The 15,334-nt window shown below is 60.3% G+C and carries 12 protein-coding genes; 6 read left to right on the top strand and 6 right to left on the bottom strand.

All coding sequences use genetic code 11. From position 1 onward, the window contains the following. Positions 1-20: 20 nt before the first annotated feature. The 6 genes from C6366_RS02655 (at position 21) to C6366_RS02625 (ending at position 8,405) form a co-directional block, all read left to right on the top strand. Positions 21-1,037, top strand: coding sequence for a glycosyltransferase family 1 protein (locus C6366_RS02655; RefSeq protein ID WP_107735800.1), 1,017 nt, complete (start codon positions 21-23; stop codon positions 1,035-1,037). A 191-nt stretch (positions 1,038-1,228) separates the two neighbouring features. After that, on the top strand, positions 1,229-2,113 hold the full coding sequence (phnX, locus tag C6366_RS02650; RefSeq protein ID WP_107735799.1) for a phosphonoacetaldehyde hydrolase: 885 nt from the start codon (positions 1,229-1,231) through the stop codon (positions 2,111-2,113). A 72-nt stretch (positions 2,114-2,185) separates the two neighbouring features. Further along, the gene (gene phnW / locus C6366_RS02645) at positions 2,186-3,304 is read left to right on the top strand and encodes a 2-aminoethylphosphonate--pyruvate transaminase (protein WP_199221402.1); all 1,119 of its coding nucleotides are present in this window, start codon (positions 2,186-2,188) and stop codon (positions 3,302-3,304) included. Between the two features lie 21 nt (positions 3,305-3,325). Then, the gene (locus tag C6366_RS02640) at positions 3,326-4,522 is read left to right on the top strand and encodes a PhoH family protein (protein ID WP_107735798.1); all 1,197 of its coding nucleotides are present in this window, start codon (positions 3,326-3,328) and stop codon (positions 4,520-4,522) included. Between the two features lie 304 nt (positions 4,523-4,826). Next, entirely contained in the window at positions 4,827-5,198 is a 372-nt protein-coding gene (locus C6366_RS02630; RefSeq protein ID WP_107735796.1) for a TraR/DksA C4-type zinc finger protein, read from the top strand. Positions 5,199-5,642: 444 nt separating this feature from the next. After that, positions 5,643-8,405, top strand: a complete 2,763-nt coding sequence (locus C6366_RS02625) for a molybdopterin-dependent oxidoreductase (RefSeq protein ID WP_199221401.1) — start codon at positions 5,643-5,645, stop codon at positions 8,403-8,405. A gap of 22 nt (positions 8,406-8,427) precedes the next feature. On the opposite strand, the gene C6366_RS02620 is transcribed toward C6366_RS02625, so the two are convergent. The 6 genes from C6366_RS02620 to C6366_RS02595 all read right to left on the bottom strand — a co-directional run bounded on the left by C6366_RS02620 (position 8,428) and on the right by C6366_RS02595 (position 15,056). After that, complete coding sequence (locus C6366_RS02620) at positions 8,428-8,670, bottom strand: hypothetical protein (RefSeq protein WP_146164747.1); 243 nt, start codon at positions 8,668-8,670, stop codon at positions 8,428-8,430. 40 nt (positions 8,671-8,710) lie between these two features. Continuing rightward, complete coding sequence (locus tag C6366_RS02615; protein ID WP_107735793.1) at positions 8,711-9,526, bottom strand: carbohydrate ABC transporter permease; 816 nt, start codon at positions 9,524-9,526, stop codon at positions 8,711-8,713. Then, the gene (locus tag C6366_RS02610) at positions 9,523-10,398 is read right to left on the bottom strand and encodes a carbohydrate ABC transporter permease (protein WP_233248366.1); all 876 of its coding nucleotides are present in this window, start codon (positions 10,396-10,398) and stop codon (positions 9,523-9,525) included. Before C6366_RS02610 ends, C6366_RS02615 begins: the two co-directional genes overlap by 4 nt. Before the next feature lie 95 nt (positions 10,399-10,493). Continuing rightward, complete coding sequence (locus tag C6366_RS02605) at positions 10,494-11,774, bottom strand: ABC transporter substrate-binding protein (RefSeq protein ID WP_107735792.1); 1,281 nt, start codon at positions 11,772-11,774, stop codon at positions 10,494-10,496. An 82-nt stretch (positions 11,775-11,856) separates the two neighbouring features. Further along, positions 11,857-12,933, bottom strand: coding sequence for an ABC transporter ATP-binding protein (locus C6366_RS02600; RefSeq protein ID WP_107735791.1), 1,077 nt, complete (start codon positions 12,931-12,933; stop codon positions 11,857-11,859). A 248-nt stretch (positions 12,934-13,181) separates the two neighbouring features. Then, the gene (locus tag C6366_RS02595; protein WP_158269610.1) at positions 13,182-15,056 is read right to left on the bottom strand and encodes an EAL domain-containing protein; all 1,875 of its coding nucleotides are present in this window, start codon (positions 15,054-15,056) and stop codon (positions 13,182-13,184) included. Positions 15,057-15,334: the final 278 nt, after the last annotated feature.

Raw genomic sequence — 15,334 nt, 5'->3', positions numbered from 1 at the left:
ATGATCACCAGGAAGGAACCATGCGCATCGCCCTGATCACCGACGTCTGGACCCCGCTGATCAACGGCGTGGTCACCACCCTGGAGAACACGGTCCGCATCCTCCGGGAAAAGGGTCATGTGGTCCTTGTGCTCAGTCCGGACATGTTTCCAGGCCTGCCCTGCCCCACGTACCCGGAAATCCGCCTTTCGCTGTTTCCCTGGCGCAAGGTGACCCGCATCCTGGACAACTATCGCCCGGACGCAGTGCATATCGCCAACGAAGGTCCCATGGGCTGGGCCGGTCGATTCTTCTGCTGGAAGCGCGGCAAGGGGTTCACGTCGGCCTACCACACCCGCCTGCCGGAATACATCCGGCTGCGGTTCCCCGTTCCGCTCCGGGCCTCCTACGCCTTTTTCCGCTGGTTCCACAAACCCTCCAAGGCCGTGATGACCGCCTCGCCGGAGTTGATGGAAGAACTGCGCTCCCTGGGCTTCTCCAGCCTGAAGCTGTGGTCCCGGGGCGTGGATACCGGGCTCTTTCGTCCGCGGAGCAAGGACTACCTGGACGCACCGCGTCCCATTTCCATGTTCATGGGCCGGGTGGCAGTGGAAAAGAATATCGAGGATTTTCTCCACCTGGACATTCCCGGGACCAAGTACGTGGTCGGGGATGGCCCGGCCTTCGTGAAACTCAAAGGGGCCTATCCGGACGTCCGGTTCGTCGGAGCCAAACGCGGCGAGGAACTGGCCGCCCACCTGGCTGCCGCGGACGTCTTCGTCTTCCCGAGCACCACGGACACCTTCGGCCTGGTCCTCCTGGAGGCCATGGCCTGCGGCGTCCCAGTGGCCGCCTACCCGGTAACCGGCCCCCAAAGCGTGGTCGTCCACGGCCAAACCGGATGGCTTTCCGACGATCTGGGCGAGGCCGTACACCGGGCCCTGCCCCTCTCCCCCCAGGCCTGCCGCAGCCACGCCGAAATCTACTCCTGGGAGCGCTGTACCGAGCAATTCCTGGGCAATCTGCATTTGTTGAACATGCATGGCTTGGACGACTGAAATCACCAAGACGAGGCCTCCTTCACAAGTCCGTGACGTTTCAGATACGCGACCCCACACCGTGCGCCCGACACAATCGTAACAAGGTCATCACGCTCCTGTAACATTGAGCGGGTATAATAGATGCTCTTTCCTTTCATCATCAATCCGCAAACCATGTGTTAATACCGGAAAGCGACGGGCAATCATCCATGCATACCTGTTTCGACCAAGACAATGTGGAGCAATTTGAGGAGTTGCTCCTGGAGGTGGGGGACCGGTGCAGGGATTATTCCGGCCCGGTTCGGGCGGTGATCTTGGACTGGGCCGGCACGACCGTTGACTACGGATGCATCGGCCCCACGGAGGTGTTTCGACGAGCCTTCTCCGGATTCGGCGTGACCGTGGACGACGAGGAGATCAGGGTTTTCATGGGGCTGAAAAAAATCGACCATGTTCGGGCCATGACGCATCAGAAAACCTTGAGCGGCAGGTGGCGGCAGGTGCATGGCCGCGATCCGAACGAGCAGGATGTGCAGGACATCTACGCCAGGATCGAACCGTTAATGATGGACGTCGTGACCGACCATGCCGAACTGATTCCGGGAGTGCGAAACCTGGTCACCGCCTTGAGGGCCAAAGACATCAGGATCGGTTCGACCACCGGATATTCGCGGCCCATGGTGGAACGCCTGATGGCCTCCGCGGCCGGCCAGGGGTACAAGCCGGATACGGTTGTTTGCTCCACGGAAGTGTCGGAGGGACGACCGTATCCATGGATGTGCTACGTCAACGCCATGACCCTGGATGTCTTTCCCATGTCCGCGATGATCAAGATCGGCGACACCGTCGCGGACATCGAAGAGGGCCTGAACGCAGGGATGTGGACCATCGGCCTGACCATGTCCGGCAACGAACTGGGGCTGTCGCGCAGGGAGGCCGAAAGCCTGGCCCCCGATGACCTGAGTTCGAGCCTGGAACTGATCGCCCGGCGCTTCCGCCGCGCCGGGGCCCACTACACGGCCCGCGGCGTCTGGGAGGTGTTGCCCTTGATCGAGGAAATCGAACTGCGCCTGTCCCGTGGCGTCCGGCCATGATCATCCGGCCCGTCACCGTCCGGCAATTGGCCGCGCCACGCCTGAACAACCTACCATGAAGAAGTTCCGCGCATGGAACCGAACCAGATTGAAATCCTGGACAATCCCTATTTGTTATTGACTCCGGGGCCGTTGTCCACCTCCCCCGGGGTGCGTGCCGCCATGCTTCGCGACTGGTGTACCTGGGACGCCGAATACAACGACATTGTCCAGGTCATCCGGAATCGGTTGACTCGTCTGGCCACTCCGGCCTCCGGATACACCACCGTATTGATGCAGGGCAGTGGGACGTTCAGCGTTGAGGCCTGTCTCGGCACGGTTGTTCCCCGGCACGGAAAGCTGCTGGTCCTAAGCAACGGTCACTACGGGGACCGGATCGCCATGATCGCCAAACGGTTGCTGATTCCTTTCGATGTCTTGGACTTTGGCGACACCAACCCGCTGGACATGGAAGCCGTCGACAAGACGCTCCGAGTGGATCGGGCCATCTCCCACATGGCCGTGGTCCACTGCGAGACCTCCACCGGGATGCTCAATCCCGTTCAGGATGTCGGCGACCTGGAGATCCGCCACCACCGGTCCCTGATCGTGGACGCCATGAGCAGCTTCGGCGGAATCCCCATGGACGTAAACAACCTCTGGGTGGATTATCTGATCAGCGGCCCGAACAAATGTCTTCAGGGCGTACCCGGATTCGGTTTTGTCGTGGCCAGACAGAGCCAGTTGGAGCACTGCTCCGGGAGTGCACGCTCTCTGTGCCTTGATCTGCTTGATCAGTGGTTGGAAATGGAGAACCTGGCCGGCAAATGGCGGTTCACGTCGCCGACGCACGTGGTCCGGGCCTTTGCCCAGGCCCTGGTGGAACTGGAAGCCGAAGGCGGCGTCAATGCCCGACATGCCAGGTATGTCCAAAACCAGACCATCCTCTCTCTGGGCATGCGCGAACTGGGATTTGAAACGCTGCTTCCGGATGAATACCAATCCCCGATCATCACCGCGTTTCTCTACCCTTCCCATCCAGGATTCGAGTTCGCTCGTTTCTACGCGGAACTCAAGCGGCGCGGATTCGTGATCTACTCGGGCAAAGTCACCAGGACGAACACCTTCCGCATCGGCAACATCGGCCACGTCTTCCCCGACGACATCCTCGCCCTGCTCCAGGCGGTGCGGGAGTCCATGTATTGGGCATGAACCTTGTTAAAAGAAGGTTAAATGGAACCACGCCAAAAAAACTACTTCATCGACACCAACATACTTCTGGATGATCCGGAAAGCATCGCCGTACTGCGCAACGGGATGGAAAACAGCATTTTCATCCCCCATACCGTGCTTGAAGAGCTGGACAGGCACAAGACCGACTCCCGGCTGGGGCATCAGGCCCAGCAAGCCTTGTCGTATCTTCTGGAACACAAGGAGGAATTCGATCTTCTGGAACGAGGCCCGGAAGGCAACACCGCCTCCTGCCTGGCCGACAACAGGATTCTCGACGAGATCCTGCTGGCCTCAGTGGAGGCGCCGATCCTGGTGACCAACGACAAGACCATGCGCATCAAGGCGCACAAGCTGGGCATGCAGAGCGAGCCCTATTTCCGGGCCAATCCTTTTTACAGGAATGAATCCCAGAGATACACCGGCTTCATTGCCGAGGGCGAGGACATCGTCGCGAATTCCTTTTCCTGGGAAAACGGCAAGCCCGTGTTCAACGGACGGGAGGAACGCCGGACCATCACCCATCAGCATAAGGTCTGGAGCGTGGCCCCGCGCAACGTGTACCAAAACCTGGCCATGGAACTGCTGCTCTCTCCGGACATCGACCTGGTCACCCTGGAATCCGAGGCCGGGTTCGGCAAGACCTTCCTCTCCCTGGCCGCGGCCCTGCACCTGGTGCTGAGCGAGAAACGCCATCACAAGATCTATGTTATCAAGCCCTACGTGGAGATCGGTCGGTCCATGGGCTATCTGCCCGGGGCGGTCAGCGAGAAAATGGCCCCCTACGTGCGCAACATCCGCGACCTGATCCTGAAACTGCACGCCATCCGTCCGGCGAACAAGTTGTTCATCGATCCCGAAGCGCCCATTCCCGAGTTCGACATCAAACGCCTGGAAATCCTGCCCCTGGCCTTCATCCGCGGCATGAACATCGAAGACGCCGTGGTCATCGTGGACGAGGCCCAGAACATGTCCCGAATGGAGGCCAGGGCGTTGCTGTCTCGGATGTGCACCAACACCAAGGTGTTCATGATGGGCGACTCCCGCCAGGTGGACGCGCCCTACAATTCGGAATTCAACAACGCCCTGAACTGGACCGTGCGCAAACTCAAGGGCATGGACCGCTACGCCCACCTGGTGCTCAAGGGCGCCCATTCCCGAGGGCCCATCGCGGACATGGTTCTGGCATCCAGCCTGTAGCAGCGCATGACGACGCCTCCAAACGCCGAAAGCCGACCGCGTCTTCTTGAACGTGGTCGGCTTTCGTTTGACTTGAAAGAAATGGACAAGACCCCCTTTCCAACCGCCGTTTACCCCCGCCCGGCTTCGCGACACGTAACGCCCGCGACGTGGATTCAAGTTTTCGTCGTGCATGACCTGGGCTCAGAGCTGGCGGGACGCATCATCAACATCAGCAATGACAGCGAAAACGTCGCATTCCCGACATGTTTTCGTCACGCGCCCCTGGTACTGATGTTCTGAAATAAACCAGGAGGGAACGTTTATGACCCACGATCAACTGTTTGTGTTTCGGAACCTGTTGCACGGCTTGATGGATCAGATTCGGGACAAAGGCACGGCCACGGCTGAGGCGATCAGCGGAATCTATCAGGCTTGCCCGGATCTGAACGACCGGGCCTCCCTGGAATCGGATCGACACATGCTGATCCTGATCGGTCAGCGCGAAAGGAACCTGACGCGGCAAGTTCTGGCCGCGCTGTCCCGCATCGACGACGGCTCCTACGGTGTTTGCCAGGAATGCGACGAGCATATCCCCCTCAAGCGCCTGGAAATCCACCCCACCTCCACCCTGTGCGTGTGTTGTCAGCAGGAACGGGAACAGGAGTCCGCCATGGGCGCATTGGCCTGGGCCTGAGAGCACGCCGTCGTCGACTCCCAACACGATCCCGAAGCGCGCCTCTGGCTAGTTTTCATCCGGAAACAAAACAGTTTCCGGATGGAAACTGGTTACTGACGCGCTTCGGCTTGTATCTGCTCAAAAAAGCCGGGCACGTCTCTTGAATACCTGCCGTCGGAGACACCCCTCGCTGTTGCATCAAGTAGCCATACCGCCTTATCGTAAGCCGCTTGGCTACGGTGGAATTACGGCTCGCTGTTGGTTCAGCGACAAAAGGGCTTGGCAAGGCTTTATCGCCAGCCGGGTGACCAACAAACTCAACCACCTTCAATATTTCAAGAAAAATCTCTATTCCGTGTTCCCCGAGAACTTCAGGTAAATACTGGAGCGACTTCCCCGCATACCTCCGGCTTTCGCGAAGGGCTGAGGTATTCTTTGATGGAAGCGAACAATATCAGGACTATGAAAACAATCATCCCAACGACATGCACCCGTGACTGCCCCAGCACCTGCGGGCTTTTGGCAACCGTGGAGAACGGACGCCTGGTCCGGTTGAGCGGGAACCCTGAGCATCCGCTGACCAGGGGGGCGGCCTGCGGGAAGAAGGCGCTGTACGTTCGGCGGGTCTACAGTCTGGAACGGGTCACGGCCCCGATGATCCGACGCGGCGGGCGCTGGGAGATCGTGACCTGGGATGCGGCCCTGGACCTCGTAGCCGAGCGGATCAAAACCTTGATCGCCGAATCCGGTCCGGAAGCCATCCTCTACTATCAGGGATATGGGGAGCGTACGGCTCTGAAGCTGCTCAACCGCTATTTCTTCAGCCTGCTGGGCGGCGTGACCACCCTGCGCGGCTCCCTCTGCGGCGGGACGGGTCAGGCGGCCCAGAATCTCAGTGTCGGCGACCGGGTCTCTCATGACCCGCTGGATCACGCCAACAGCCGGTCCATGATTCTCTGGGGCCGCAATCCGGTTTCCACCAACGCCGGTCTGGTTCCGATCATCCGGGATCTGCGCCGACGCGGCGGGCCGGTTCTGCTGGTCGACCCGGCCCGAACCCGTTCCGCGGCCCTGGCGGATCACCATATCGCGGTGCGCCCCGGCCGCGACGTCTTCCTGGCCCTGGCCGCGGCCAAGCTGATCCTGGCCGCCGGGGCCGAGGACAAACCATTCCTGGAACGGCACGCCGAGGGAGTGCGGGATTTTCTGAATTTGGCGGAGCGGTTCAGCCTGGATCAGCTCTGCAACCGGGCCGGGGTTTGCGAGGATCAGGCTCAACTTATCGCCGACACCCTGATCACCGCCAAGCCTACGTCCATTCTTCTCGGCTGGGGGCTGCACCGGCACGCCCTGGCCCATCAGTCCATCCAGGCCATCGACGCCCTGGGAGCGCTCAGCGGCAATCTGGGCATCCCTGGAGGCGGCGTCAGTCAAGGCTTTGAGGAATACGGACCCTATGACCAGCGCTTTTGGGGAGACGAGCTGCATCCACCCAGGCGCACCCTGCTCATGCCTCGGATCGGGGAGGAGATCCTGAACGCGACCAACCCGAAAATCCGGATGATCTTCGTCACCGCGGCCAACCCCGTATGCATGGCCCCCAACACCGACAAGGTCAGCCGGGCCTTTCGGCAAACGGAATTCGTGGTCTACAGCGGTCATTTTCTGGACGACACCGCGGACCATGCCCATGTCTTTCTCCCCGCGACCACGTTTCTGGAAGAACAGGACGTCATGGCCAGCTACGGCCACAATTACGTCGGCGCGGTGAACAAGGTCATCGAGCCGGTGGGCGAGTGCCGGTCGGAATTTTGGATGTTTCAGGAACTGGCGCGACGGTTTCCCTTTGCTTCGGAATATCGCCGAGGGCTGGAAGAGTGGCTGGAAGCCGTCTGCGCGCCTCTTAGAGAACAGGGCCGGGATCAGGGCGGGGACTTGCAGGCGCTGCGAAGTCGTCCCTTCCGGGTCAACGCGCCCATGGTTCCCTACGCGGACCGTAGATTTCCTACTCCTTCGGGGAAGTTTCGCTTCCTGGAGCGCCTGGACGAGGCCGAGCCTTCTCCGGAGACTCCGGAATTCCCCTACACCCTGCTCACCGTCGCCCCCCATGACGCCATTTGCTCGGAACGGACCCTGGCGGACCATGAACCGCTGCCCGCGGTCGTTCTATCCGCGCGCCAGGCCGCCGGGCTGGGGCTTGAACAAGGTCGGCTGGTCAAGGTCTTCAGTCCACATGGAGCGGTCAAGGCCCGCCTCAGCGTCGACCTCGAGCTGCGCGAGGACATCCTCGTGGCCGAACGGGGCGGGTGGGTCAAAGGAGAACACGGTCTGAACCGGTTGACCCGGGACATGGCCAGTCGGGTCGGCGACGGCTGCCCCTATTACGAGACCCGGGTGGCCGTGGCCGCTTGGCCCGCCGAGGACGTTCAGGACGTTCCCATCCTCGTGATCGAGCACAGTCCGCAAGCGCCGGGAGGCAACTTCGTCAAGGCCATTCTCCGCCGGGGCGCGCGAGTAACCACCCTGAGGCCCTCGGACGGCGACGTCCTGTCGAACTGGCCCGAAGGACCGGAAGACTTCGCCGGGCTCGTGGTCCTGGGAGGGCCGCAACACGCCTTTGACGACGCCTCGTCCCCGCACTTTCCCCGGCTCATGGACCTGATGCGCGCCTTTGACGCGGCACACCGCCCCGTGGCCGGCATCTGCCTGGGAGCGCAACTGCTGGCCCGAGCCCACGGCGGAACCACCTACACCCTTTCCGGCCTGGAGTTCGGGTTCGTTCAGCACCACCCAACCCCGGCGGCCGGGGACGACCCCGTCATCGGCGCGGCCCTGCCCTTGCCCCCCCTGATGGAATTCCACGAGGACTCGTTCACCCTGCCCCCCGGCGCGACCCTGCTTGTCCAGGGGGAGGCCTGTCCCAACCAGTGCTTCCGGGTCGGCCGCGCCTCGTACGGCTTCCAATTCCACCTGGAGGCGGATTCAAGGATTCTCGCCGACTGGCTGACGTTGTTTCGCCAGGGAGCCATTCCCGTCTACCGCGTCTACCAGGACCAGTTCCCCGATGCGTATTATACAGACCTGGCCAGACGCCTCCCGCTGCTCCTCGCCGACGCGACGGCCTTTTGCGACAAGGCCGCCCTGGCGTGGCTCCGGCTTTGTGGCGAGGGTGCGGAGGCTTGGGGAAAGGATAGAGAGGATGGCTCAAGGCCTGTTGAGGCATGAGAACCTGAACCGCCCGCTTCGCTCAAGGCTCGGAGTACGCCAAGAAGAGATTTTTGCCTTCCGCTGGAAAGATGCGGAAGCCAAAAGACTCGCCGCCTATCGGCGGTGATAATCCCTCCGACAGGGAGAGCCAATGATTTTGGAAAGCAGCTTCTTCCTTGCTTTCCAAAATCTTTATCTTGGAGACCTTGGAGCCTTCCATGAGCGAAGCGGGCGGTTCATATTTTGAGAATGAAAATGGGCAGATAATTAGGATGCCCGGCAATAGGCCGATCTCCTCCCCATTTGCAATGAGCCCCTCTGAATCACTTGATGCCCGAGCGCATGAAGCTCTGCACGAACTGGCGCTGGAACAGCAGAAAGGCGATAAGCAACGGTGCGACGGCGATCAATGTTCCCGCCGTGATGATGGCGAAATTGACTCCGGATTCGGGCGCCCCGAAAATGGCCAATCCCACGGTCAGGGGCCTGGTGTTCACGGAATTGGTGATCACCAGGGGCCAGAGAAAGTTGTTCCAGTGGTGACTCACCGAAACCAGGCCGTAGGCGATGTAGGTGGGCTTGCCCAGGGGGACGTAGACTTTCCAGAGCACCCGCAGCCAGCCCGCGCCCTCCACCCGGGCCGCCTCCTCCAGTTCCCTGGGGATCTGCTTAAAGGTCTGGCGCAGCAGGAAGGTGCCGAAGGCCGAGGCCATGTACGGCAGGGAGATCGCCGCCGTGGTGTCCACGAGGTTCAGGCGGCTCATCAATTCGTAATTCTTCACGATCAACTGATCGGGCATGATCATCAACTGCACCAGGACAAGCATGAAGGCGATGTCCCGTCCGGGAAATTCGAACCGGGCAAAGGCGAAAGCAGCCAGGGTACACAAGAAGAACTGTCCGGCCAGGGTCATGCTCACGTAGGCAAAGGAATTTAGAAAATATCGGGCAAAGGGAGCGGTATTCCAGGCCGTGCGAAAGTTGTCCAGGGTCAGCGGAGCAAAAAGATCGAAATTGGCGATGTAGGCCGGGGGGTGAAAGGCAGCCCAGGCCGCGTAGAGCAGCGGCCCGGCCCAGATCAGGGCCAGGAGCCAGGCCCCGAGGCTTTCCAGGTAGTGGGAGAGTCTGGCGGTGATCATTGGTAGTGGGTCCGCCGTTCGAGGTAAACGAATTGGCTGAGGGCCAAAACAGCCAGGACGACCAGCAGGGCCATGGTCAGGGTGGAGGCATAGGCGGTATCCCAGAAGGAAAAGGCCACTTCATAGATGTAGTACAGCAGCAGCGAAGAGGCGTTGTTCGGGCCGCCCTTGGTCATGATAAACAGGTGGTCTACCAGCTTGAAGGCATTGATCACGGCATTGAAGAGGATGAACACCGTGGTGGGCATCAGCAGCGGCCAGGTCACCCGGCGAAAGAAGTACCATCTTCCTGCCCCTTCGATCCGCCCCGCGTCCTGCAGCTCCGGAGAGATGGACTGCAGCGCCGCCAGATAAAAGATCATGAAAAAACCGGCCTCCTTCCAGATGGTCATCACGATCAAACAGCTCATCACGGTGGACGGTTCGCCCAGCCAGTTGCGGCTGGGAAAGCCGAGCAGCCCGGTCAAGCCGTCCAGCAGCCCTATCTGCGGGGTGTAGAAAAAGAGCCAGATGTTGGCCACGGCGATCATGGGCAGCACGGTGGGCGTGAAGTACGCGGTGCGTACGATGCTACGCCCGGACAGCTTGCCGTTGACCCAGACGGCCATCAGCAAGGCCAGGCCGATGCTCAGCGGAATGGTTCCCGCGGCGAAGATGAAGTTGTTGCCCAGGACCTTCCAGAACACCGGATCATCAAACATCACCCGGTAGTTTTCCAGCCCAACAAACCTGGCCGGACGGGCACCACGAGGAGTGGAGAAAAAGCTGGCCTTCAGGGTGGCCAGAATCGGGAAGTGGGTGAAGAGAAAAAACATCACCGCTGCCGGAAAAAAGAGCAGCCATCCGTACACTTGATTGGAAACCCGATACACCGTCACTCCTCGCGCCGCAAAGAAGAAAGGGAAACCATTGAGATGGGATCGCCCCGATCCGAAGTACCGGACCGGGGCGGGCCATCACAACACAATCATTTGTACGCGCGCAGCACGCGCTCAGCCGCGGCCTGAGCGCCTTGCAGAGCCTGGGCCGGCTGGGCCTGCCCGGTGAGCACCGATTGAATGGCGTCGTCCAGGAACTTCTTCACCCGGGCCGTCTCATAGGTGGAGAATTCCGCCGTGGCGTACTCCAACTGATCCCGGGCCACGGCCGCCGCGGAAAAGCCTTCAACATACTCGGACAACGCGGGGGTGATGTAAGCGTCCGGGCGAACACCCACGTATCCGGTGGCGATGGACCAGTCCGCGGCCCGCTCCGGCGAGGTCATCCAGCGAATGAATTGCAAAGCCGCCTTCCTTTCCTCGGCGCTGGCCTGCTTGAACACATAAAAATTGCCGCCACCCGTGGGGCTGCCGCGACGCTGCTTGGCCGGAAGCATGGCCACTCCAAAATCAAAACGGGCCTCATTGCGCACCGGAGTCAGGTTGCCGGTGGTGTGCCACATCATGGCCGTGCTGCCCTCCAGAAATTTCTGGCGAAGCGTTCCCCAGTCGATCACGCCCCTGGGCATCACGTCGTGGGTATGGGACAAATCACGCCAGAATTCCAGGCTTTCCACCACAGCCGGATGGTCAAAGTATACCTCTGTGCCATCACCGGACATCAGCACCTGGTTGTTCTGCATGGCAAAGGCCTGAAACATCCAATAGGGATATCCCGAGGACGGGACGTGCACGCCCCACTGGGTCACGTTGCCCGAGGCGTCGCGTTTGGTCAGCTTCTTGGCCGCCTCGACCATTTCGTCCCAGGTGGCCGGCGGGCTCTCCGGGTCCAGTCCGGCATCCCGGAACGCATCCTTGTTATAGTACATCACGATGGTCGAGCGCTGGAACGGAATGCCGTATACCTTGCCGTCCACCGTGCTGTTCTCCATCAGCGCGGGATAGAAGCTTCCCATCCATTGGCGCTCCTCGTCCGTGGCGACCAGATCATTAAAAGGCACGATTACATCCTGATCCATCAGGTCGAAGACGTCGATGGAAAACAGCACGGAAAGCTGCACCGGCTCCCCGGCGTTGAGTGCGGCCAGGGCCTTGGTCCGCGTGTCGTCGTAGTTCCCGGCGTACACGGCCTGGACCGTGATCCCCGGATTGTCCTTCTGGAAATCGGCGATCATGTCGTCGATGATCTTGGTGATCGGCCCCCCCACGGCCACGGGGTAGTACATGGTCAGATTGACGTTCTGGGCCAGGGCCGACGTGCTCATCATAAGCAGCAGGCAAAAAACCATGGCGGTCGCGATAAGGCGCATGTAAGCTCTCCTTGTATCTGGTTTCTGGTTGAAGAGGCCGAAAAGATGCCCCTGGACATTCGTCAAGCCGTCCCACCATCGATCAGCGGGCGGTTTCCGGGAGCACGAGCCGAGGCTCCAGGCCTTCGCGACGCTCCCCGCTCTCCACGCTGAAAAGGTGGCTGCTTTCCCGGTCCCAGATCATGTGGATCGCATCTCCGGCCTGGTAGTCGTGCTTGCCGTACAAACGCATGACCACTTCCTGCCCGCTCACCTGGGCGGCGACCAGGGTATCCGCGCCGTGATACTCCGTTCGAATGACCACGCCGGGAATTCCACCCTCAGCCGGGCGGACGTCTTCCGGGCGAACCCCAAGAAGCAGAGGCTCGCACCCGCCCCGGACAATCAACCTCTCGCTTCCCGCAAGCGCGCAGCCCTCGCCAAAGGGTTCCAGGGCCAGCATGTTCATCGGCGGTGAGCCGATGAACTGGGCCGCGAACAAGCTGGAAGGCCGGGCATAGAGTTCCGCGGGAGAGGAAATCTGAGCCACGCGGCCATGATCCAGAAGAACGATGCGGTCGGCCATGGTCATGGCCTCCACTTGGTCATGGGTCACATAGACCATGGTCATGCGCAGCTTGCGTTGCAATTCCAGGATCTCCCGACGCATTTCATGGCGCAGCTTCGCGTCCAGGTTCGAAAGGGGTTCGTCCATCAGGCAGATCGGCTGTTGCGAGACGATGGCCCGCCCCAGGGCCACTCGCTGGCGCTGGCCCCCGGAAAGCTGAGCCGGCTTGCGGTCCAGCAGTTCTCCAAGCCCCAGCATGCCCGCGGCATGGTCCAGGCGTTTTCGGATTTCGGCCTTGCCCAATCCGCGGATGCGCAGCCCAAAAACGATGTTTTCCGCGACATTGAGATGCGGAAACAGAGCGTAGGACTGGAAGACCATGGAAATGCCGCGTCGATCCGGAGATAATTTCGTCACGTCCTGCCCACCGACCCGCACCGTCCCGAAGCTGGCGTCGTCCAGTCCGGCGACGATCCGCAGCAACGTCGACTTCCCGCACCCGGACGGCCCGAGAATCACCACCAGTTCCCCGGATTCCACGGTAAAACTGATATCGTCCAAGGCCACGGCGTTCTTGAACACCTTGCTGACCTGATTCAATTCAATGCGCATTCCTGCTACTTGGGTTTGTCTGGTTGAAAGAGCGATGTCCGCGACGGAAGCCGGGTCGGGCCGAAGCGCCCACTGAAATCACCCGGCACACCTTCCGTCACCATACTGGCGGCCAAATACAAGATGGTAGCCGAAAGCGTCAATCCGTTCGCGACATTCCCGTTACAATTTGACGACGCAATCAGGATTGCGCTTCGTTTCAGCAACACTCAATCAATCAATAGCGTTCAAGATTTCGGCCCTTCAAATCACTCCTGAGTCAAGCAGTTGAGTTTGCGGGAGGAGGGGATTTTCGCGTGTTTGACGAGGAGAGAAACCAGTTCCGCGGCGGGCAGGGGCCGGCAGAAAAAATAGCCCTGGATGAAATCGCAGCCCTGTTCGCGCAGAAAATCCTGCTGTTCAAGGGTTTCCACGCCTTCAGCCACGACGTTGAGCTTAAGGCTGCGGGCCAGGGCGATGACGGCGGTGGCGATGGTCGCGCCGTCGTCCTGGAGGCCGATGCTCTGGATGAAGCACTTGTCGATCTTCAAAGTATCGATGGGCAGGTTGAGCAGATAGCTCAGGGATGAATAGCCCGTGCCGAAGTCGTCGATGGCCACGAGAACGCCCCTTTGGCCGAGCACGTTCAACGCGGTCCGGGCTTGTTTGATGTTCTCCATGAGTACGTTTTCCGTTAATTCCAATTCGAGACAACGCGGGGAAAGGCCGGTTTTGCGCAGGATGCGCTCCACGGTATCCGGAAAATCGGGCTGCTCCAGTTGCCATCCGGCCAGATTCACGGCCATGCAGACACGGACCCCCAATTCGTCCTGCCACTGTTTGCTCTGGCGGCAAGCCTCATGGAGCACGAACTCCCCGATGGAGGCCATCAGCCCCAGTTCCTCGGCCAGGGGAATGAAGGTCAAGGGCGGGACAAAGCCCAACTCCGGATGCTGCCAGCGAAGCAGGGCCTCCACGCCCACGACCTTGCCGGTGCTCAGTTCCACCTGGGGTTGGTAGTGCAGCAGGAGCTGATCAGCCTCCACGGCCTTGCGCAACTGGTTTTCCAGGCTCAGCCGGGCGTTGACCTGAACGTTCATTTCCGGCTTGAAAAACTGGTAGTTGTTCTTGCCCTTTTCCTTGGCATGGTACATGGCCGCGTCGGAATTTTTCTGCAATTCCTCCGGGTTCGCGGCGTCCTGGGGATAAAAGGCCACGCCGATGCTCGTGGTCACCACAACCTCGTCGCCCTCGAGAACAAAGGGCTGACCCATGGCATGGATGATCTTCTGGGCGACCACCGCCGCATCCTGAGGCGCGCCCACGTCGTCCAGAATGATCGTGAACTCGTCCCCGCCCAGCCGGGATACCGTGTCTTTTTTGCGCACGGTTTCCAATAATCGGGCCGCTACGCTTTTCAGAAGCCTATCGCCCACGGAGTGGCCCAGGGTGTCGTTGATCAGCTTGAAACGATCCAGGTCGAGAAACATCAGGGCCACGGAGTGCCCGTTACGCTCGGAACGCACGCAGGCCTGGGTCAGTCGATCCTTGAACAAGAGTCGGTTGGGAAGATCCGTCAGAGCGTCGAAATGGGCGAGGTAGAACAGGTGGGCCTGCTTGCGCTCGGTGATGGCCCCGAGGAGATCATGCCCGTTGCCGATGCCGACGTACTTCCCCTGCTCCGTCATAATGAAACCGTCGTACATATGCTGCATGCCCGCGTCGATAATGATCCGGGCCAGGTCGTCGATGGACACGTTCTTGTCCACGATCACCGGGTTGGCGGCCATGAACAGACTGATCGGCTTGCGACCATGCAATTCACGGGTGAACGGCTGACTGAACATCTCATGAAGCTTGAAGCGATTGATCAGCCCTACCGGCTTGCCTTCCTGGACCACGGGCAACACCATCAAATCCGGGTAGTTGCGGAAAGTATCGTAAACATTGAGCAGAGGCACTGTGGGGGCGACGTACGGAGCCAGACGCATCAGGACATGAGCACGGGGGGGAGACGTGTCCGGCCGACCGTTGGCGCATGCCGGATAATCCATTGATACGGGGTGGATGTTGGGCGAAGATGGAGAAGAATGCTCGTTTTTCGGCATCAGATACTCGACTTGAGCGGTCATGGCTGTCGACATGGCTGTCCTTGTGCGCTCTGCTGTTTTTTCTCGTGGTTTGTCGGGATGAGCAAACTGCTCCATAACGCCGTTGTTGTTCGAACCCATATAACCCCAACGCGAATCGCATGGTTACGGTGGAGTTACGGTTCAATGCCGATTCAATGACGAAAAAACGCGAGGGCAGGGGCACAGCGCGTTGTGCCCCTACCCTCACGCCCATTATCGGCCACAATAAAAAAAGCGGCCCCCGTACGGAGGCCGCTATGATGTTCGAAAAGGTTGACGAAACCGGATCG

Origin of the sequence: Desulfonatronum sp. SC1 (assembly GCF_003046795.1) — a bacterium.
Classification (GTDB): domain Bacteria; phylum Desulfobacterota; class Desulfovibrionia; order Desulfovibrionales; family Desulfonatronaceae; genus Desulfonatronum.
Note: the sequence above shows the minus strand (reverse complement) of the source record. Positions and strands in the feature narration are given on the sequence as shown.